This window comes from Actinomadura sp. WMMB 499 (assembly GCF_008824145.1).
GTDB lineage: Bacteria > Actinomycetota > Actinomycetes > Streptosporangiales > Streptosporangiaceae > Spirillospora.
In genome coordinates this window covers 7,918,366-7,938,181 of record NZ_CP044407.1, presented here as the reverse complement: position 1 = coordinate 7,938,181, position 19,816 = coordinate 7,918,366, and the positions used below count along the sequence as shown (strand labels likewise).

The following is a 19,816-nucleotide window of genomic DNA, read 5'->3' as shown; positions in this document are numbered from 1 at the left end:
CGGCCGCCCCGGCCGTCACAGGACGGCCAGCAGCCGCCTGCGCTCGAACTCGGTGACCTCGCGGCGGTAGTCCTCCCATTCCTGCCGCTTGTTGCGCAGGAAGAAGTCGAACACGTGCTCGCCCAGGACGTCGGCCATCAGCTCGCTGCGCTCCATGGCGTGGATGGCCTCGTCGAGGTTCTGCGGCAGCGGCTCGATGCCGAGCGCGCGCCGCTCTGCGGGGGTGAGCGCCCAGACGTCGTCCTCCGCGCCGGCGGGCAGCTCGTAGCCCTCCTCGATGCCCTTGAGCCCGGCGCCGAGGATCGCCGCGAACGCCAGGTACGGGTTGGCGGCGGTGTCCAGCGAGCGGAACTCGATCCGCGTGGAGTGCCCCTTGTGCGGCTTGTACATCGGCACGCGGACGAGCGCGGAGCGGTTGTTGTGCCCCCAGCAGATGTACGACGGGGCCTCTCCCCCGGCGCCCGCCGCGGACCCGACGTTGCCCCACAGCCGCTTGTAGGAGTTGACCCACTGGTTGCAGACGGCGGTGATCTCCGCGGAGTGCCGCAGGACTCCCGCGATGAACGCGCGCCCGACCTTGGAGAGCTTGAACTCGGCACCGGGCTCGTAGAAGGCGTTGCGGTCGCCCTCGAACAGCGACATGTGGGTGTGCATACCGGAGCCGGGGTACTCGGTGAACGGCTTCGGCATGAAGGACGCGTGCACGCCCTGCTCGAGCGCGACCTCCTTCATGACCAGCCGGAACGTCATGATGTTGTCGGCGGTGGTGAGCGCGTCGGCGTAGCGCAGGTCGATCTCCTGCTGGCCGGGCGCGCCCTCGTGGTGGCTGTACTCCACCGAGATGCCCATGGACTCCAGCATCATGATCGCGTTGCGCCGGAAGTCGTGCGCGGCGCTGTGCGGGGTGTGGTCGAAGTAGCCGCCGGAGTCGGCGGGCTCGGGCGCGCTGCCGTCCTCCGGCTTGGTGTTCAGCAGAAAGAACTCGATCTCGGGGTGGGTGTAGAACGTGAACCCGAGGTCGGCGGCGCGGGCGAGCGAGCGTTTGAGGACGTAGCGGGGATCGGCGAAGCTCGGCGTGCCGTCCGGCATCATGATGTCGCAGAACATCCGGCCGACGCCGGGCGACTCCGAGCGCCACGGCAGCACCTGGAACGTGGACGGGTCGGGCTGGGCGATCATGTCGGCCTCGTACACGCGGGCGAAGCCCTCGATCGCCGAGCCGTCGAAACCGATGCCCTCGCCGAAGGCGCCCTCCAGTTCGGCGGGCGCGACTGCCACCGACTTCAGGAACCCGAGCACGTCGGTGAACCACAGCCGGATGAACCGGATGTCGCGCTCCTCCAGCGTACGGAGCACGAACTCCTGCTGACGGTCCAAAGCCTTCTCCCTCGGTGCCTTGCGCCACCGGCCCGCCGCATCGACGGAGCCGGTCACTCTGCAGTATGCCCGGCCGCTGTTACCACGACGTTACGCGCCCCTCGTCGGTTCCGTGGACGCGAGGTGGCGTGTTCGCTCACGGCCGCACGCCCGAAGGTATCGGACCTATGCCCCGTATCGCCCACCCATCCCCGGCCCCAGCAGCCGTTTCCCGAATCTTGACGTGCCGATCGGGCCTCGACCGGGAACTGATCATTAACGTGAACCGCGTCGTGGACATCTCTCTTCTTCTCTCGACGGCCGACCGGGCCGGCGCGCTCGCCGCGCCCGCGGCCATGCACCCCGAGTCGTGGCAGCTGTGCGCGCAGGTGGAGACCTGGGCCCGGGGCCGCGGCCTGGTGCTCGGAGATCCGGACACCTCTCCGCTCGGCCGGGCCCGCTGCGAGCGGCTCGCCGCCCGCGTCTTCCCGTCCGCCGACCTCGCCGCCGTGGACCTGTTCGCCCGGTGGCTGACCTGGACGCTCGCGCTGGACGACATGCTCGACCACCAGCCGCTCGCCGACAGCGGCAGCGCCGTGCACTCGCTGTACGACGACCTGCTGCGCGCGACCCGCCGCGGGCATCCCCGTCCGGGCGCGCGGCCGCTGGAGGCGACGCTGGTGGAGCTGTGGCACGCCACGTCCAAGGGCATGAGCCGCGACTGGCGCCGCCGCTTCATGCTCCATCTGGAGGCGCACCGGGACGGCTGCGCCCAGGAGGCCGTGAACCGCCGCATCGGGCACGTGCCCGACCCGCGCGCGTACGCGCCGCTGCGGCGCCGCGCGTGCGGGCCGTTCCTGTACGACCTGATCGAGCCGGTCCTCGGCGTCGAGCTGCCCGCGCGGCTGCTGCGGACGCCGCGCTGGAAGGCGCTCTCGCACGCCGTCGCCGACGCCGTGGCCTGGTCGAACGACATCGCCTCGCACGATCTCGAGGCCGCGCGCGGCGACGTCCACGACCTGCCGGCGGTGCTGGCGAAGGCGGAGGGGACGACCCCCGCGCAGGCCGGTCCGGCCGTGGCGGCGCGCGTCGCCGAGCGGATCGAGGACGCCCGCGAGGCGGCGCGGCGGCTGCCGGACATGCTCGACCGGCTGGAGCTGACCGTCGCGCAGCGCGCGGCGGCGGCGCAGGTCGTCCGGGTCCTGCTGGACACCCCGCGGGCGCACATCGACTGGCTCGCCGAGTCCGGACGGTACGAGGCGGGCGCGGCCGTCCCGGCGCCCCGGCTGGACGCGCTGGCGTCGCTGCGCTGACCGCGCGTCAGCGGGCCGCCGTGCCCGGCGCGGCGGCGAGGGCGTCGCCCGCGGGCGTCCGGGCGTACAGCACGCGGCGGCCGAGGCGGTGCCCGGCGACGAGCCCGCAGGCGCGCAGCACGCCGAGGTGCTGGCTGACCGCCGCCGGGGTCACGCCCAGCCTCCCGGCCAGCTCGGTCGTGGACGCCGGGGTGGCGAGCGCGAGCAGCAGCCCGGCGCGGCGGCGGCCGAGCAGCGCGGCGAGCGCCGCGGCGGGCCCGTCCGGTCCGGCGGGGCGGCGCGTCTCCCACAGCGCGGCGACGCCGGTCGGCGGGTAGCAGAGCATGGGCTGGTAGGGCGGGATCATCACCGACACCGCCGGCCAGACGAAGGCGCTCGGGACCAGCAGCAGCCCGCGCCCGTCCAGGGTGCCGCGGAAGTCCCAGCGCCGGTCGATCGCGAGCGTCCCGGCGCGCCACGCGACGGCCTCGTGCAGGTCGCCGAACACCCCGGCGGCGCCCCGCGCGGCGAGGGCGCGGGTGCGGCGCAGGACGTCGCCCTCCAGCAGGTCGCGGACCCGGGGCCAGTACGGCTCGACGGCGGCGGCCCAGTACTCCTCGAGCAGCCCGGCGACCACGGCCAGGGTGCGCTCCGGACGCGCCGCCATCTCGGCCCTGCGCGGGTCGGGCGGCATGTACCGCAGCTCGGTGGCGACGACCTCGGGCGGGGTGGCCCGGACCGCCGCCAGCTCGGCGCCGAGATCGGGCAGCGGGCCCTCCGGCGGTGGCGTGAGGAAGTCGGGAATGTAGCCCCAGGAGGGCACCAGCCGTCGCAGCGGTGCCAGGTCGAGCCCCCTCAGCCGGGGCCGTACTGCGTGCACCCAGGGCAGGTGCAGGGCGTGCCCGGACGGATCGGACAGGACACGCAGGCTGCTCACCATCTCCCACAGCGGCGAGAACGCGAACCTGACCCGCGCGACGTCGTCCGGGGCGAACACCATCTCGATCATTAAGCTCAGGCTAAATCAATATCGCTCCCGCGGGCCCTCCCGGAGCATCGGTTCCGTGACCACGGCACAGGACATCCCCACCGAACCGCCCGGCCGGATCGCGGCCTTCTTCGAGCCCCGGATCGGCGGCTTCCCCCGCACTTTCTGGGTGCTGTGGGCGGGGACGCTGCTGAACCGCCTCGGGACGATGGTCGAACCGTTCCTCGGCCTTTACCTGACCACCGTGCGAGGCCTTTCGCTGGCGCAGGCGGGCGCGGTGATGGCGCTGCTCGGCGCCGGGTCGCTCGCGGGCCAGTTCGTCGGCGGGGTCCTGGCCGACCGCATCGGCCGCCGCGCCACCCTCACGGCCGCGACCGTCGGCACCGGCGCCGCGATGCTCGCCCTCGGCCACGCCCGGGGCCTGCCGGCGCTCGCCGCGTCCGCGCTGGCCCTCGGGCTGCTGCTGGACATGTACCGGCCCGCGTCGCAGGCGATGGTCGCCGACCTGATCTCCCCGGCGGACCGTCCGCGCGCGTTCGGGCTGCTGTTCTGGGCGGTCAACCTCGGCTGGGCCGTCGCGATGGTGCTCGGCGGGACGCTCGCCCGGCAGGGCTTCCTGTGGCTGTTCTGGATCGACGCCCTGACCTGCGCCGCGTTCGGCGTGCTGGTGTGGCGGGCCGTTCCCGAGACGCGGGCGGCGCCGGGCCGGAGCGGGTCCGGACGGGGCGGGTACCTGCGGGCGCTGCGCGACCGCGTGATGGTCGCCTACGTCGCCGTGACGCTGCTGTACACGTTCGTCCTGATGCAGGGCATGACGACCTTGCCGCTGGCGATGCGGGAGGACGGCCTCGGCCCGCAGGCCTACGGGCTGGCGATCGCCGCGAACGGGGTGCTGATCGTCATCGTGCAGCCGCTGGTCAACGCGTGGCTGAGCCGCCGCGACCACAGCCGGGTGCTGGTCGCCGGATTCGTCCTCGTCGGCGTCGGCTACGGGCTGACCGCGTTCGCGTCCTCGGTGCCCGCCTACACCGCGACGATCCTGGTCTGGACGTGCGGCGAGATCGTCGCGGCGGCCGTCCTGCAGGCCGTCGTTGCCGACCTGGCCCCCGACGACCTGCGCGGCCGGTACAGCGGCCTGTTCGGAACGGCCTGGGCGGGCGGGTTCCTGCTGGCCCCGCTCGGCGGCACCCAGCTGCTCGGACTCGGCGGGCCGTCCCTGCTGTGGACGACCTGCCTGGCCCTCGCGCTGGCCGCCGCGGCCGGACAGCTCGCGCTCGCCCCGGCGATCCGCCACCGCCATTTTTCGTCAAAGTGACGATACCGGGCGGGGACGTATTACTCTTGGGGGGTGGCACAGCTCCGGATCGCGCTCGCGCAGGTGAACCCGACCGTCGGCGACCTCGACGGCAACGCCGACCTCATCGTGGACTGGACACGGACCGCCGCCGGCTCCGGCGCGCACCTCGTCGCCTTCCCCGAGATGGCACTGACCGGCTACCCGGTGGAGGACCTCGCCCTCCGGCCGTCCTTCGTCGAGGCCTCGCGGCGCGCCCTCACCGGCGTCGCCCGCCGCCTCGCCGACGCCGGCCTCGGCGACGTGCCCGTCGTGGTGGGGCACCTCGACCGCCGCGCCGGCGGCCGGCGCCCGCTGAACGCCGCCGCGTGGCTGCACGGCGGCGAGATCCTGATCAGCTCGGCGAAGCACCACCTGCCGAACTACGGCGTGTTCGACGAGTACCGGATCTTCGAGCGGGGCGACATGCTCCCCATCGTCCGGCTGCACGGCATCGACGTCGCCACCGCCATCTGCGAGGACCTCTGGCAGGACGGCGGGCCCGCCGGGATCGCCCGCGCCGCGGGAGCCGGGTTCCTCCTCTCCATCAACGCCTCCCCCTACGAGCGCGACAAGGACGACGTCCGCCTCGACCTGTGCGCCAAGCGCGCGCGCGAAGCCGGGTGCGCCCTCGCGTACGTGAACCTGGTCGGCGGGCAGGACGAACTGGTCTTCGACGGCGACTCCGTCATCGTCGACGCGGAAGGCGCCCTCGTCGCGCGCGCCCCCCAGTTCGTCGAGCACCTCCTCATCACCGACCTCGACCTTCCCGAAGCGTCACCGGGCGAGGGCCCCGCGTCCGTCGAGGCGTCCGACGGCGTCACCTTCACCGTCGAGCGCCGCACGCTCTCGCCCGTCCGGCTGCCCGCCTACGCCCCCGAACCGCCGGCCGTCGCCGAACCCCTGGACGACCTCGCCGAGATCTACGCGGCGCTCGTCCTCGGCACGGGCGACTACGTCCGCAAGAACGGGTTCCGCTCGGTCGTCCTCGGGCTGTCGGGCGGGATCGACTCGGCCCTCGTCGCGACCATCGCCGCCGACGCCATCGGCCCCGAGAACGTGCACGCGATCCTGCTGCCGAGCCGCTACTCGTCCGAGGGCTCGGTGTCCGACGCCGAGGACCTCGTGAAGCGCCAGGGCCTGCACTCCCGGATCGTCCCGATCAGCCGGATGGTCGAGGCGTTCGAGGCCGAACTGGACCTGCACGGCCTCGCCGCCGAGAACCTGCAGGCCCGCATCCGCGCCAACGTGTGGATGGGCCTGTCGAACGAGCACGGCCACCTCGTCCTCACCGGCGGCAACAAGAGCGAACTCGCCACCGGCTACTCCACCCTCTACGGCGACTCCGCGGGCGGCTTCGCCCCGATCAAGGACGTCTTCAAGACCACCGTCTGGGACCTCGCCCGCTGGCGCAACACGGCGCTCACCGCCGACCTGCCGTTCCTGCACCCCTTCGCGCAGGAGCCCGTCCCCGAGGCGATCATCGTCAAGGAGCCGTCCGCCGAACTGCGCCCGGGCCAGCGCGACCGCGACAGCCTCCCCGCGTACGACCTCCTCGACGCCGTCCTGTCCGACTACGTCGAACGCGACATGGGCCGCGACCCCCTCATCGCCGCCGGGCACGACCCCGGCCTCGTCGACCGCGTCATCCGCCTGGTCGACATCGCCGAGTACAAGCGGCGCCAGTACCCGCCCGGCCCGAAGATCACCCCGAAGAACTTCGGCCGCGACCGCCGCCTCCCCATCACCAACCGCTGGCGGGAACGCGGGTGAGCGGCCCGGCGCTCCGCGGTTCCGCGCGTTAGGACGGGACTCCCGGGCGAAGGCTCTCGATCACCGGCGGATCAGCCCGCCCGCGCGCTCGTCGTCTCACGGGCCGGGCCGCCCGACCGCGAGCGAGTCGATCGCCGGCCCGACGTCCTGCGGGCTCGCCCCCCGTTCGCGCGGGACCGCGCGGAGCGCGCCCGCATCGGGCTGGAGCCGAACGGCACGGTCGAGCGGCCGGCCCGGGAGCCGGCCGGCGCAGGCCGCCGCGGCCCCGGCGGGCTCACCCGGGGAGGTGGTGGCTTTCGCCGGGCCAGGTGGAGTCGAGGTCGATGGGCTCGGGGTCGACGCCGGGTGGGACCTGCTCGCACCAGACGACCTTGCCGGCGGCGGTCCGGCGGCTGCCCCAGCGGTGCGCGAGCTGGCTGACGACCAGGAGGCCGCGGCCGTTCTCGTCGTCGTCCTCGGCGCGGCGGAGGCGGGGCAGGGCGGCGGAGCGGTCGAGGACCTCGCAGACGAGGGTGCGCTCGTAGAGCAGCCGCAGCTCGATGGGGCCGTGCGCGTACCGGTAGGCGTTGGTGATCAGCTCGGAGATCAGCAGCTGGGTGGTGTACTCGAGGTCCTCGAGGCCCCAGTCGGCGAGGCGGGCGCGGACGAGGCCGCGGGCGCGGCGCACGGCGGCGGGGTCGGCGGGCAGCGTCCAGGAGGCGCAGCGGTCCTCGGGGAGGCGGCGGAGCCGGGCGATCAGCACGGCGATGTCGTCGCGGTGCTGGTCGGCGTAGACGCCGGCGAGGGTGGCCTTCGCGAGGTCCTCCATGGGCCGGTCCACCGACTCCGGGCCGAAGATCGCGCGGAGGCGGGCGAGGCCGTCGTCGATGTCGCGGCCGCGGTTCTCGACGAGGCCGTCGGTGTAGATGACGAACAGGCTGCCGTCCTCGACGGTGAACTCGCGGCTCTCGATCGCGGCGCCGCCGGCGACGCCGAGCGGCGGCGCGGGCGGGACCCGCAGGTACTCGTTGTCGCCGCCGGGACCGGCGAGCAGCGGCGGCAGGTGCCCGGCGGAGGCGATCTCGATGGTGCCGGTCGTGGCGTCGTACACCGCGTACACGCAGGTGGCGAAGTGGGGTTCCTGCTCCCCGAGCTCGATCATCAGCTCGTGCATGACGTGCAGGGCGTCCGCGGGCGGCAGTTCCAGGTTCGCGAGCGTGTGCAGGGCGGTGCGGAGCCGTCCCATCGTGACGGCGGCGCGGACGCCGTGCCCGGCGACGTCGCCGACGATCAGCGCGACGCGGGCGCCGGGCAGCGCGATCGACTCGTACCAGTCGCCGCCGACCTCGACGAGCTTGCTGCCGGGCAGGTAGCGGTGCCGCACCTCGACCGAGGACGGGGCCGACAGCCGGTTCGGCAGCAGGCTGCGCTGCAGGGCGAGGGCGGTGGCGCGCTCGCGGCTGAACCGGCGGGCGTTCTCGATGACGATCGCCGCGCCGGCCGCGAACTCCATGCCGATCTCGACGTCGTAGAGGTCGAACTTGCGGAAGCCGGGGACGCGGGTGCAGGCGATGAAGCCGAGCAGCGTGTCGTTCGCGATCAGCGGCAGCAGCACCATGGAGACGTCGGTGAGCAGCTCGCCCGCAGGTCCGCGCCGCCAGATCTTCCCGATGGCGGCCGCCGCGGCACCGTCGATGTGGGGCTTGTGGACGGGACGGGCGGTGTCCATGACCTCGTGGTAGGGGGTGCCCTCGGGGAAGACGAGGACCTCGCCGACGGGGAACGCGGACGTCCACGCGGGGTTGTCGTCGTCGGAGGTGACGGCGACGCGGCGCATCACGGCCGAGCCGGACTCGCTGTGCACCTCGTCGGCGGCGACGAGGCTCTCCAGCACGAGCACCGACGCGGCGTTGCAGTAGTGCGGGACGATGACGTCGACGATCTTGCGCGCGGACTGGTCGAGGTCCAGCGAGTCGGCGAACCGGGTGAGCGGGTCGTCCAGCAGGGCGCGCCGCATGAGGGCCGGGTCCTGGTAGCGCTCGCTGGGCGGCAGCGCCACCTGCACGTACAGCAGCCCGGCGGGCGCGGCGTCGGCGTCGCCGCCGAGCATGGGCTGCGCGGTCACGATCGCCGACACCATGTCGCCCCGGTTCAGCACCGGCAGCATGCCGCGCCGTTCCTGGCCGGCGCCGATGGCCTCCAGCATGGCCTCCAGTTCGGCCTTGCCCTCCTCCGCGACGAGGTCGCAGGCGGCGCGGCCGAGCAGTTCCCCGGGTTCCCGCCCGAGGACGGCACGGACGTTGGGCCCGCACTGGACGATCCGCCGGGCGCCGTCGACGCCCAGGACGAGGGTTCGGGACGCCGAGTCGGGGCCGGGGACGTCGCCTCGCGGCGCCATGACGGATCTCACTGACGCGCTCCAGACAGCCGGTCTCGTAGCAGTATCCAGCGACAGTATGGGCCATGACACCGTGACGCGGGGAGAAGATCGGCCTTACCGTGCGGAAAACCGGATGCCGAACCCCACTTTGCACCTATCTCGCCCCAATAGATTGTGGAATGTCGGGGCTACCCGAATCGTTGACGAAGTGGCACGATCGGAACCGTCTGGGTACGCCACCGTGGCGCCTCAAGACCGGAGGTTTCACATGTCTTCATCTGTCGCACCCCCCGCACAGCCGAACGCCCTCTACGGCGGCACGGGCGGGCGAAGGGTCACCGTCCGCGACATCGCCGCGGCGAAGCAGCGGCACGAGAAGTGGCCGATGCTCACCGCCTACGACGCGCTCACCGCGCGGGTGTTCGACGACGCCGGCATTCCGGTGCTGCTCGTCGGCGACTCCGCCGCGATGGTCGTCTACGGCTACGACTCGACGATCCCCGTGACGGTCGACGACCTGATCCCGCTGACCGCCGCGGTCGTCCGCGGGTCCCGGCGCGCCATGGTGGTCGCGGACCTGCCGTTCGGCTCCTACCAGACGGGCGTGTCCGAGGCGCTCACGACCGCGACCCGCTTCATGAAGGAGACCGGCGCCCACGCGATCAAGCTGGAGGGCGGCCGGCGCGTCCTGCCGCAGGTCGAGGCGCTCGTCGCCGCCGGCATGCCGGTGATGGGCCACCTCGGCCTCACCCCGCAGTCGGTGAACGTCTTCGGCGGCTACCGGGTGCAGGGCCGCGGCGAGTCCGGCGAGGAGCTGATCGCCGACGCCAAGGCCCTCGAGGCCGCGGGCGCGTTCGCGGTGGTGCTCGAGTGCGTGCCCGAGGAGCTGGCCGAGCGCGTCACCGCGTCGCTGTCCATCCCGACGATCGGCATCGGGGCCGGCAACGTCACCGACGCGCAGGTCCTGGTATGGCAGGACATGGCGGGCCTCACCCCGCACACCGCGAAGTTCGTCAAGAAGTTCGCGGACGTGCACGGCGTCCTCGGCGACGCGGCCCGCGCCTACGCCGACGAGGTCGTCGGCGGCACCTACCCGACCGCCGAGCACTCCTACAGGTGACGGGCGGCCGGGTAACGGGCGGCCAAGTACGCGCGGCCAGGTAACGGGCGACGGCCCCCGCACGGTGCGTTCCCCGCGGACGCACCGCGCGGGGGCCGCACCGTGTCGAGCCTCGCGTCAGGCCGGACCGGACGGGTCCTCGGGCGCCGCCTTCGGCGCCGTGCGCGACCGGCGGCTGGAGCGCGCGACGATGACGAGGTCGCCCGGCCGCAGCGCCGCGCAGTCGGGATGGTCGAACGGGAGCATCCGGCCGTCCCGCACCACCGCCAGCGCCGGTTCGGCCAGCGCCGCGAGGGGACGTCCGGCCTCCTCGGCCGCCACGGGACGTTCGACGAGATCGAGGCCGCTGCCCTGGTCGAGGAGATCCTCGATGACGTCGCCGACGTTCGGGTGCCGCGTGGTGACGCCGAGCAGCCGGCCCGCGGCCTCCGACGAGGTCACCACATGGTCGGCGCCGCTCTGCCGCAGCAGCGGGACGTTCTCGGACTCGCGCACCGACGCCTGGATCCCGGCGCGCGGGTTGAGCTGCCGCGCGGTCAGCGTGATCAGCACCGCGGTGTCGTCCCGCGCGGCCGCCACGACGATCTCGCGGGCCCGCCGGACGCCCGCCTGCTCGAGGACCGAGCTGCGGGTGGCGTCCCCCACGATGCCGACCAGCCCCGCCTCCGCCGCTTCGGCGACGACGCGCGGGTCCGGGTCGACGACGACGATCGAGTCGCGCGGGACGCCGGTGGTCAGCAGCGTCTTGATCGCGCTGCGCCCCTTCGTCCCGTATCCGGTCACCACGATGTGGTCGCGCACGCGTGCCCTCCAGCGTGACTGCCGCCAGTCCTCGCGGGTGCGTTCCGCGAGCACCTCGAGGGTCGTGCCCACGAGGACGATGAGGAACAGCACCCGCACGGGCGTGACGAAGAGGATGTTGACGAGCCGGGCGGAATCGCTCACCGGGGTGATGTCGCCGTATCCGGTCGTGGAGACCGAGACGGTGGCGTAGTAGAACGCGTCCAGCAGCGTGACGTCGCCGTCGGCGGAGTCACGGTAGCCGTCGCGGCCCAGGTAGACGGCGGCCACCACGGCCAGCACCGCGAGCCCGGCGAGCCCGACGCGCCGCCCGACGGCGCGCAGCGGGCCCGTCCGCACCTTCGGCAGCAGGACGAGCGGCCTGCGCGCCGCCTCCGGATCGATCATCGGCGCCCGCCGGTCACACGTCGGTGATGCGCAGGCCGGCGTGTGCCTTGTAGCGGCGGTTCATGGAGATCAGGTTGGCGGTGAACGCCTCGACCTGGCCGGCGTTGTGGAGGCGTCCGCCGTACACGCCGCGCATGCCGGGGATCCGGCCGGCGAGGGCCTGCACGAGGTCGGTGGCCTCCCGGTCGCCGCCGAGGACCAGGACGTCCAGTTCCATCTCGCCGACCGCGGGGTCGAGCAGCAGCTTGGCCGACACGTGGTGGAACGCGGCGACGACGCGGCTGTCCGGCAGGACGGCGGCGGCCTGCTCGGCGGCGCTGCCCTCCTCGACCGGAAGCGCGAAGGCGCCCTTGCCCTTCTCGAAGCCCAGCGGGTTCACGCAGTCCACGACGATCTTGCCGGCGAGCTCGTCCCGCAGCGACTCCAGCGTGGCCTTGTGCCCCTCCCACGGGACGGCGACGATCACGACGTCGGACTCCCCCGCCGCCACCGGGTTCTCCGCGCCCGACACCCGCAGGCCCGCGTCCGGGTCGCCGGCGATCAGGTCGTCGGCGGCCGCCTGGGCGCGGTCGGCCTTGCGGGAGCCGATGGTCACCCGGTGCCCGGCGAGCGCGAACCGGCGCGCGAGGCCCTTGCCCTGGTCACCGGTGCCGCCGAGGATCCCGATCGGGATGCCGCTCGCGTCCGGGAGGTCGTGCGGATTCTTGGGCTGCTGATCACTCATGCCGCCGAGTCTGCCAGGCACGCCTCCGGCCGCCGCCTCCCGGCCTCCCCGATCGGCGGAAACGGGCCTGCGGACGCCCCGCGTGCGGCACCATGGTCCCGTGGACGCCGAGCAGATCTCGATGCTGCGCGAGGTGCTGTCCGTCACCGGATGGCTGGAGCGGACGAGCGAGTTCGGCCGCGCGCTGCGGGGAACGTCGCGGTCCCCGGGCGGGCTGCTGCTGGTCGGGACGCCCGGCGACGACCCGTGGCACCTCGCGGCGCACCTGGACGACGAGAGCCGGCTCGGCGGCGCCCCCGGACTCGCCCCGACCCTCGTGCGCTGGTCGCCGCCGCGGGGCGCGCCCGCCCACCTGTCGATCGGCCTGGACCGGCTGGAGGAGGCGCGGCGCGGCGAGACCGTGTTCGTCGTCGCCGAGGAGGACGCGCCCGTCCCGCTGCTGGAACGGGTGGACGACGCGCGCCGGACCGGCGCGATCGTGATGGCCCTCGAGAGCGGCGACCGCGAGCTGCGGGGGCTCGCGCACGAGGCGCTGACCGTCCCGCCGCGGGAGGCGCTGCTGTCGTTCGACGGCGCCCAGCACCTGGTCAGCGCCGCCGCCGGCGAGGGGGACGCGCGCGGACGGCCGGGCCTGCGCCGCCGCCTCGCCCGGCTGCTGGAGACCGTGACCGGCCCCACGGTCGACTGACCGCGCGGGCCTTCGGCGGCCCGAACTCGCCGAGGCCGACCAGCGGAGACGGCCGCGGGGTCGCACACCCGGCGGCCGTCCCGATCCGCCTCGGCCGCAGTCGTCAGTCCTCGTTCTGGCGGCGCCAGGTCTCGTTGCGCTCGCGGGCCAGGGTGAGGGCGTTCGCCGCGGCGCCCTCGGTCTCGTAGGGGCCCATCCGGTCCTTGTTGGGGCAGCCGGGCCCGTGCTCCACCTTCATGTGCTTGAGGCAGAACCACCAGTCGCCGTCAGTGCCTTTCACGGGCGCTCCTCTCGACGTCGCCGGAAGTCACGGGATTCGTGCCCCGGTCGCGCTGACTACACTCCCTTACCATGACGACCCAGCTTCTCCGGCCCGGCACCATCTCCCCTCTGCGGAAGGTCCCCGCGCACATTCCCCGCCCGGAGTACGTCGGCAAGAAGAAGCCCAGGACCGGCGAGCCGGACGTCAAGACTCCCGAGATCATCGAGAAGATGCGGGTCGCGGGGAAGATCGCCGCGCAGGCCCTCGAGCTGGTCGGGAGCGAGGTGCGGCCCGGCATCACGACGGACGAGCTCGACCGGATCGGGCACGAGTTCATGCTCGACCACGGGGCGTACCCGTCCACGCTGGGCTACCGGGGGTTCCCCAAGTCGCTGTGCACCTCGATCAACGAGGTGATCTGCCACGGGATCCCGGACGACACGGTGCTGCGGGACGGCGACATCATCAACGTCGACATCACCGCGTTCATCGGCGGCGTGCACGGCGACACCGACGCGACGTTCCTGTGCGGGGACGTGCCGGAGGAGTCGGCGCAGCTGGTGGAGCGCACCCGGGAGGCGATGATGCGGGGCATCCGCGCCGCCAAGCCGGGCCGCGCGCTGAACGTGATCGGGCGGGTCATCGAGTCGTACGCCAAGCGCTTCGGGTACGGCGTGGTCCGCGACTTCACCGGGCACGGGATCGGCACGACGTTCCACTCGGGCCTGGTCGTCCCCCACTACGACGACCCGAACGCGACCACGCTGATCGAGCCGGGCATGACGTTCACGGTCGAGCCGATGCTGACGCTCGGCAGCTTCGACTACGACATGTGGGACGACGGCTGGACGGTCGTGACGAAGGACCGCAAGCGGACGGCCCAGTTCGAGCACACGATCCTGATCACCGACGACGGCAACGAAATCCTCACCCTGCCGTGAGCCTCCGGCCGTCCTGAGCGTCCCATCACCTAGAGTCGAAGCAACGCCCGCCCCACCGGGGAGACTCCTGGATGAACGAGCCAGCGCCGTACGAGCCGAGGGTTCCGTCCGACAGCATGCCGCCGGGACGGGCGGCCCTGAGCGTGACGTGGGCGGCCCTGCCGTTCCTGTCGCTCGGCTACGCGACGCCGTTCACCTTCGCCGTGGCGGCGCTGTGGCGGCGCAACCTGCACCTGCTCGTCTCGTCGGCCGCCTACATCGGCGTCTTCGCGCTGATGCTGTACCTGCTGCCCGGTCTCGGGGACGACGACGGGACGCAGCGGACCGTGGGGCTGCTGATGTTCGTGCTCGCGATCATCGGGTGCGGGCACGCGTTCGTGATCCGGCGCCGGGTGTTCGATCCGCACGGGCTGTCGGGCGTCGACAACGAGGCCGTGGTGGAGCGGGTGAAGCGGCGGCGGCTGCTGCGGGAGAAGGCGCGCGAGCTGGCCGCGACGGATCCGGGGCTGGCGAAGGAGCTGCGGATCGGGCGTCCGGACCTGCCGCGCCAGTACAACGACGGGGGTCTCGTCGACGTCAACCACGCGCCGGCGACGGCACTCGAGCTGCTGCCGGGGATCACCCCGGAGCTGGCGGAGAAGATCGAGCGGGTGCGGGCGGAGACGGGCGGGTTCATGTCCGCGGAGGAGCTGTCGGCGGTCGCCGGGCTGCCGCCCGACCTCACCGGCGATCTGGTCGACCACGCCGTCTTCATCCGCTGACGCCGGGTACGCACGGGGCGTGAGTCCCGAGGACGCGAACGACGCGAACAAGGACCGGCTGGCCGAGTACCGGGGCAGGCGCGACGCGCGCCGCACGCCCGAGCCCGTCCCCGACGAGGCGGCGCTGCCGCACGGGGACGACGACACGTTCGTGGTGCAGGAGCACCATGCGAGCACCCTGCACTGGGACCTGCGGTTCGAGCGGGACGGGGTGCTGGTGTCGTGGGCGGTGCCGAAGGGGCTGCCGTGGAGTCCCGGCACGAACCATCTGGCGGTGCACACGGAGGATCATCCGCTGGAGTACGCCACGTTCGAGGGCGAGATCCCGAGGGACGAGTACGGCGGCGGCACGGTGACCGTCTGGGATCGCGGGACGTACGAGACGGAGAAGTGGAGCGACCGCGAGGTCAAGGTCGTCGTGCACGGCTCGCGGGTGTCGGGCCGGTACGTGCTGTTCCGGACGCGCGGCGACGACTGGATGATCCACCGGATGGACCCGCCGGAGGATCCGGACGCCGAGCCGCTCCCGGAGTCGCTGGCGCCGATGCGTCCGGTGCGGCGGGCGCGGCTGCCCCGCGACCAGGACGGCTGGGCGTTCGAGTTCGCGTGGGGCGGGCGGCGGCTGCTGGCCTACGTCGAGGGCGGCCGGGCCCGGTTCACCGACGGCGAGGGACGGTCCGCGGCGGGTCCCGCCCGGATGGGCGGGCGGCTGGGCGCCGAGCTGGGCGCCCGCCGGGCGGTGCTGGACGGGGAACTGGCGGTGGTCGAGGGCCGCGAGACGTACATGATCTACGACGTGCCGCACCTGGACGGGCACCCGCTGCTGGACGTCCCGTACCGGGAGCGCCGGGAGCGGCTGGACGGCCTGGGGCTGTCGGGGGCACTGTGGCAGACGGCGCCGTGGTTCCCCGGGGACGGGGACGCGGTGCGGGAGGCCGCGGGCGCGCAGGACCTGCCGGGCGTCCTCGCCAAGCGGCTCGACTCCCCGTACCGTCCGGGCGAGGAGTCGAACGCCTGGCGGTTCGTCCCGTCCGGCGGGCACCGGTAGGCGGCCGATCCGGAACCACCCGCCGTTTCCCCGCATCAAACGGACGTAGCACCCGCTTCGGCGCGCCGCCGCCGAAAACGATCAACAGCGGGCTAGAGTCCGCCCCGGTACGGCGGATGCGGGAAGGCGGGGTAACGGCTGATGATGGGCAGGACGCACGCCCTGAGCGGCGCGCTGGCATGGCTCGCGGTCGTTCCGGTGATCAGCCGGGAGGACTGGATCGGCGACTACGCGGTGTCGCTGTCGGTCGAGCAGGTCGCCGCCGGGGCGGTGGTCTGCGCGGGCGCCGCGCTGCTGCCCGACATCGACCACCACAACGGGCGCATCGCGAACACGTTCGGCCCGATCACCAAGCACATGTGCAAGTGGATCGGCAAGGCCTCGGGCGGGCACCGGCAGGCGACCCACTCGCTGCTGTTCGCGGTCGGCATCGGCCTCGCGATGGACCTCCTCGCCACCCACGTCGTGTACGCCTGGTGGGCCTGCCTCTTCATGATCGTCGGCTTGGGGCTGCGCGGCGTCGGCCTCGACTTCGAGGGCAAGGAGCCGCAGTCGGCGCTGGCCGACTGCGCGCTGGCCGCCATCGCCGTGTGGCTGATGCACGACCTCGACATGAGCTTCGTCGGGTTCGCGGTCGGGCTCGGCTGCTTCGCGCACGTCGTCGGCGACTGCCTGACGCCGCGCGGCTGCCCGGTGCTGTGGCCGTTCAAGTGGCGGACGATCGTCCCGATCATCCCCCGCACCGACGGGAAGGTCGAGCGCTGGGTCGTGATGCCGGTGCTCAGCGTGGGCATCGCGATCCTGGCGATCCGGTCGGTCCTCGGCGACGTCGCGGTCACCTGGATGACCGCGGGGTGACCCGGCCCGGGGCGGTCAGAAGCGGGTGACCAGGGCGATGCGGTCGTGGTCGACGAGGAAGCCGTCGGAGACGAACGTGACCTCGCCGCCGTACTCCAGCGCCGTCTCGATGACGTGGTCGACGGCGTCGTCGATCACGTCCGCGCCGTGCAGCACGCCGGGGCGCCCGTCCACCGGGACGAGGCCCCCGTCGCTCCTGATCGCGGGCGCGTAGTAGCCGCGCTCGACGACGAGGTGCTCGCCGCGGCCCTGCTCGACGAGGCGCACGACGTCGCAGAGCCCGGCGCCGTACCGGTCGATGCCGCGCGCCGCCTCCAGCTCGGACAGCACCCCGACCTCGCGCAGGTCCTCGTAGGCGGCCAGCGCCGGGCGGGCCGCCTCGATCAGCGTGCTCGGCGAGGCGCCCTCGAGGCTGCCGTCGACGCGCCCGGCGATCCGGACGTGCGGTCCGGCGACCTCGTCGAAGAACGCCTGGTGGCGGGTGACCCCGGCGACGATCAGCGGACGGTCGTCGCGGGCGAGGACGCGGTCGAGCGCGGCGGCGACGTCGCGGGCGGCCTGCCGGTGCGGCTCGTCCCCGCCGGTGGCCGCACGGCGGGCGCGGCGGCCGGAGGCGGCCTCGTCGATCGGTTCCGGCTCGACCGGGAAGCGGCCCGCGGTGTGCTCGGTCAACTCGTCGCCGCGGCCGTCCCAGAGCCGGGTGCGGTGGTCGGACAGGGTGAGCAGCCAGTAGCGCGGGGTGCGGGTGTAGGCGGCGACGAGGTCGCGGGTGGCGAAGCCGCTGTCGACGATGACCCGCTCGTCGACCGGCTGGTCGATCGCGAACGCGTGGTGCTCGCCGTCCGGGGCGGCGAACAGCACGAGGCCGTCCGCGGCGTGCCGCAGGTCGACCTCGCCGGCCGCCCGCTCCAGGCCGCGCACGACGTGGTCGGCGGCGTCGGCCGGGATCCGGTCGTCGGCGTAGAGCCGGCGCCGGGCCTCGGCCAGCAGGTTCCGCAGCCGGATGGGGTCCTGCCGGTCGCCCGGGGCGGCCCGGTGGGTCGGCATCAGCACCGACACCGCCGGATAGGCGCGGGGCTTGCGCAGCTCGGCCAGCGTGACAGCGTCCATGATCCCCCGATCGGTCGACTCGCAGTCTGTCTCATTTGTAACGATTCGGGGGTAAATCGCACGTAAGGGGAGGTTGAGTTTTCGCGCAGCGCGGCGAAGGTCACGGTACGGCCGGATCATCCCGGTGAGATGAACCCCGTCTCGTAGGCGAAGATGACCGCCTGCGTGCGGTCGCGGGCCTGCAGCTTCGCCAGGACGTTGCCGACGTGCGTCTTCACCGTCTGCGGGCTCACGAACAGCTCGGTCGCGATCTCCGCGTTCGAGCGTCCCCGCGCCATCAGCCGCAGGACGTCCGACTCCCGCTCGGTGAGCCGGTCGTGCCAGCGCGCCCCGGACGGCCCGCCGCGCGACCCGCCGTGCTCGGCGGCCAGCGCGCGGATCGCCGCGGGGAACAGCAGGGTGTCGCCGTGCACCACCATCCGGATCGCCTGCAGGATCTCCTCGGGACGCGTCCGCTTGAGCAGGAACCCGTGGGCGCCCGCCTTCAGCGCGTCGTAGACGTACTCGTCGTTCTCGAACGTGGTGACGACGATGATGCGGGGCGGCTCGGGCGTCGCCGACAGCAGGTGCCGGGTGGCCTGGATGCCGTCGAGCTCCGGCATCCGCACGTCCATCAGCACCACGTCGGGGCGCAGCCGGGACACCGCGCCCGGCACCTCCGACCCGTCGGACGCCTCCCCGGCCACGGTCATGTCCGCCTCGGCCCCGATGATGGCGGCCAGCCCGGCCCGGATCAGCCGCTCGTCGTCGACCAGCAGCACCTTGATCGTCATGACCCGGACCTTAGCGGCAGGGACACCCGGAAGCACCAGCGTCCGCCGTCCGGTCCCGCGCTCATCTCGCCGCGCAGCACGGTCACGCGCTCGCGGACGCCGCCGAGGCCGCGCCCGCCGCCGTGGTCGGCGCCGGCGCCGTCCGCCGCGCCCAGCGGATTGCTCATCTCCATCTCCAGCCGTTCGCCGGTGACGTCCAGGCGGAGCCGCACCGGCACCTTCCCCGCGTGCCGCAGCGCGTTCGTCAGGCCCTCCTGGACGATCCGGTAGGCCTCCCGCGACACCGCGGCGGGCACCGCCTCGATCTCCGGGCCCACCCGCGCGTCGAGCGTCACCCCCGCGATCCGCGTCTGCTCCAGCAGCCGTCCGAGGTCCTTCAGCGTGGCCTGCGGGACGGACCGGGACGTGTCCTCGCGCAGCAGCCCGAGGACGTGGTCGAGGTCCTCCAGGGCCGCGCGGGCGGACTCCTCGATCGCCGACAGGGCCTCCCGGGCGAAGTCCGGGTCGCCGTCCAGGACCCGCCCGGCCGCCGCGGCCTGCAGCGTCACCACGCTCAGCGCGTGCCCCACCGAGTCGTGCAGCTCCCGCGCCAGCCGGTTGCGCTCGGCGAGCGCGACGGCCTCGGCCTCCATCGCGGCGAGCCGTTCCGCGGCGGACGGGCCGAGGAACACCGGGGCGAGCCGGGACAGCAGCGCGCCCGCCGCGACGATCAGCGCCAGCAGGACGGCCATCGCGCCGATCCCGACCAGCGGCCCGGGCCACTGCGGCCAGCCGTCCCGCCAGCCCCAGGCGTCGATGAACTGCTCGTCCCACCGCACGGCGGGCGCGAGGACCGCCACGACGGCGAACGGCGGGACGGCCAGGCTCAGCCCGCTGACCACCACGCCGACCCCCAGGTGGAGGGAGAACCACGCGGCGGTCCGGCCGCGGCTCTCCCACGAGCGCGCCGGGCCGGGCTCGAGCTCCCGCGCCGGCCCCTCGAGCAGTTCCCGCGCCATGGACGTCTCGAGCATCCGGACCGTCGGGACGAGCCCGGTGACGAACGCCGCCGCCCCCGGCAGGACGACGAGCGCGAGCACGAACGTGACGTACACGTTCCCGATCGGGAGCAGCGGGGCGAGCGAGACCGACAGGAACCAGTACGGCATCAGCAGCGCGCCGCCCACCACGAGGTGGGACCACCGCCGCCAGGTCGTCCGCCGGATCAGCGGGCGCAGGGGACCGATCACACGTCGATCCTGG

The 19,816-nt window shown here is 73.6% G+C and carries 18 protein-coding genes; 9 read left to right on the top strand and 9 right to left on the bottom strand.

What is annotated here, in order from left to right; translation table 11 throughout:
* Positions 1-15 precede the first annotated feature (15 nt).
* Entirely contained in the window at positions 16-1,377 is a 1,362-nt protein-coding gene (locus F7P10_RS36120; protein WP_151016549.1) for a glutamine synthetase family protein, read from the bottom strand.
* Between the two features lie 272 nt (positions 1,378-1,649).
* Between F7P10_RS36120 and F7P10_RS36115 the strand changes: the two genes are divergently transcribed.
* A complete protein-coding gene (locus F7P10_RS36115) occupies positions 1,650-2,669 on the top strand; it encodes a terpene synthase family protein (protein WP_151016548.1) in 1,020 nt (339 codons plus the stop codon).
* Positions 2,670-2,676: 7 nt separating this feature from the next.
* Here the strand turns inward: F7P10_RS36115 and F7P10_RS36110 are convergent, their stop codons facing one another.
* Positions 2,677-3,657 carry a DUF5937 family protein gene (locus F7P10_RS36110; RefSeq protein WP_151016547.1) on the bottom strand — a complete coding sequence of 327 codons (981 nt, stop codon included), beginning with the start codon at positions 3,655-3,657 and terminating at the stop codon, positions 2,677-2,679.
* Positions 3,658-3,712: 55 nt separating this feature from the next.
* On the opposite strand from F7P10_RS36110, the gene F7P10_RS36105 reads away from it, so the two are divergent.
* Together F7P10_RS36105 and F7P10_RS36100 are read left to right on the top strand one after the other, a co-directional pair.
* Complete coding sequence (locus tag F7P10_RS36105) at positions 3,713-4,951, top strand: MFS transporter (RefSeq protein ID WP_254716201.1); 1,239 nt, start codon at positions 3,713-3,715, stop codon at positions 4,949-4,951.
* 33 nt (positions 4,952-4,984) lie between these two features.
* Positions 4,985-6,742, top strand: a complete 1,758-nt coding sequence (locus F7P10_RS36100; protein WP_151016546.1) for an NAD+ synthase — start codon at positions 4,985-4,987, stop codon at positions 6,740-6,742.
* A 274-nt stretch (positions 6,743-7,016) separates the two neighbouring features.
* Here the strand turns inward: F7P10_RS36100 and F7P10_RS36095 are convergent, their stop codons facing one another.
* Positions 7,017-9,119: a SpoIIE family protein phosphatase gene (locus tag F7P10_RS36095; protein ID WP_151016545.1), complete on the bottom strand. Its 2,103-nt coding sequence runs from the start codon at positions 9,117-9,119 to the stop codon at positions 7,017-7,019.
* A gap of 250 nt (positions 9,120-9,369) precedes the next feature.
* On the opposite strand from F7P10_RS36095, the gene panB reads away from it, so the two are divergent.
* Positions 9,370-10,221 (top strand): 3-methyl-2-oxobutanoate hydroxymethyltransferase, encoded by an 852-nt coding sequence (gene panB / locus F7P10_RS36090; RefSeq protein WP_151016544.1) that lies wholly within the window; start codon positions 9,370-9,372, stop codon positions 10,219-10,221.
* A 117-nt stretch (positions 10,222-10,338) separates the two neighbouring features.
* On the opposite strand, the gene F7P10_RS36085 is transcribed toward panB, so the two are convergent.
* On the bottom strand, positions 10,339-11,409 hold the full coding sequence (locus F7P10_RS36085) for a TrkA family potassium uptake protein (protein ID WP_151016543.1): 1,071 nt from the start codon (positions 11,407-11,409) through the stop codon (positions 10,339-10,341).
* Between the two features lie 13 nt (positions 11,410-11,422).
* A complete protein-coding gene (npdG, locus tag F7P10_RS36080; protein WP_151016542.1) occupies positions 11,423-12,133 on the bottom strand; it encodes an NADPH-dependent F420 reductase in 711 nt (236 codons plus the stop codon).
* Positions 12,134-12,233: 100 nt separating this feature from the next.
* On the opposite strand from npdG, the gene F7P10_RS36075 reads away from it, so the two are divergent.
* The gene (locus tag F7P10_RS36075; protein ID WP_176611792.1) at positions 12,234-12,821 is read left to right on the top strand and encodes a hypothetical protein; all 588 of its coding nucleotides are present in this window, start codon (positions 12,234-12,236) and stop codon (positions 12,819-12,821) included.
* A gap of 103 nt (positions 12,822-12,924) precedes the next feature.
* On the opposite strand, the gene F7P10_RS42895 is transcribed toward F7P10_RS36075, so the two are convergent.
* Positions 12,925-13,101 carry a hypothetical protein gene (locus F7P10_RS42895; RefSeq protein ID WP_176611252.1) on the bottom strand — a complete coding sequence of 59 codons (177 nt, stop codon included), beginning with the start codon at positions 13,099-13,101 and terminating at the stop codon, positions 12,925-12,927.
* Between the two features lie 71 nt (positions 13,102-13,172).
* Between F7P10_RS42895 and map the strand changes: the two genes are divergently transcribed.
* The 4 genes from map (at position 13,173) to F7P10_RS36055 (ending at position 16,691) form a co-directional block, all read left to right on the top strand.
* Positions 13,173-14,024 carry a type I methionyl aminopeptidase gene (gene map / locus F7P10_RS36070; RefSeq protein ID WP_151016541.1) on the top strand — a complete coding sequence of 284 codons (852 nt, stop codon included), beginning with the start codon at positions 13,173-13,175 and terminating at the stop codon, positions 14,022-14,024.
* A 71-nt stretch (positions 14,025-14,095) separates the two neighbouring features.
* The gene (locus F7P10_RS36065) at positions 14,096-14,785 is read left to right on the top strand and encodes a helix-hairpin-helix domain-containing protein (protein ID WP_151016540.1); all 690 of its coding nucleotides are present in this window, start codon (positions 14,096-14,098) and stop codon (positions 14,783-14,785) included.
* Between the two features lie 19 nt (positions 14,786-14,804).
* Positions 14,805-15,833 carry a DNA polymerase ligase N-terminal domain-containing protein gene (locus F7P10_RS36060; RefSeq protein ID WP_151016539.1) on the top strand — a complete coding sequence of 343 codons (1,029 nt, stop codon included), beginning with the start codon at positions 14,805-14,807 and terminating at the stop codon, positions 15,831-15,833.
* 141 nt (positions 15,834-15,974) lie between these two features.
* A complete protein-coding gene (locus F7P10_RS36055; RefSeq protein WP_176611791.1) occupies positions 15,975-16,691 on the top strand; it encodes a metal-dependent hydrolase in 717 nt (238 codons plus the stop codon).
* 15 nt (positions 16,692-16,706) lie between these two features.
* Here F7P10_RS36055 and F7P10_RS36050 read toward each other — a convergent pair whose 3' ends face one another.
* The 3 genes from F7P10_RS36050 to F7P10_RS36040 all read right to left on the bottom strand — a co-directional run bounded on the left by F7P10_RS36050 (position 16,707) and on the right by F7P10_RS36040 (position 19,803).
* Positions 16,707-17,801 carry a hypothetical protein gene (locus F7P10_RS36050; RefSeq protein ID WP_151016538.1) on the bottom strand — a complete coding sequence of 365 codons (1,095 nt, stop codon included), beginning with the start codon at positions 17,799-17,801 and terminating at the stop codon, positions 16,707-16,709.
* Between the two features lie 116 nt (positions 17,802-17,917).
* Positions 17,918-18,574: a response regulator transcription factor gene (locus tag F7P10_RS36045; protein ID WP_151016537.1), complete on the bottom strand. Its 657-nt coding sequence runs from the start codon at positions 18,572-18,574 to the stop codon at positions 17,918-17,920.
* The gene (locus F7P10_RS36040) at positions 18,571-19,803 is read right to left on the bottom strand and encodes a sensor histidine kinase (protein WP_254716200.1); all 1,233 of its coding nucleotides are present in this window, start codon (positions 19,801-19,803) and stop codon (positions 18,571-18,573) included. Before F7P10_RS36040 ends, F7P10_RS36045 begins: the two co-directional genes overlap by 4 nt.
* Positions 19,804-19,816: the final 13 nt, after the last annotated feature.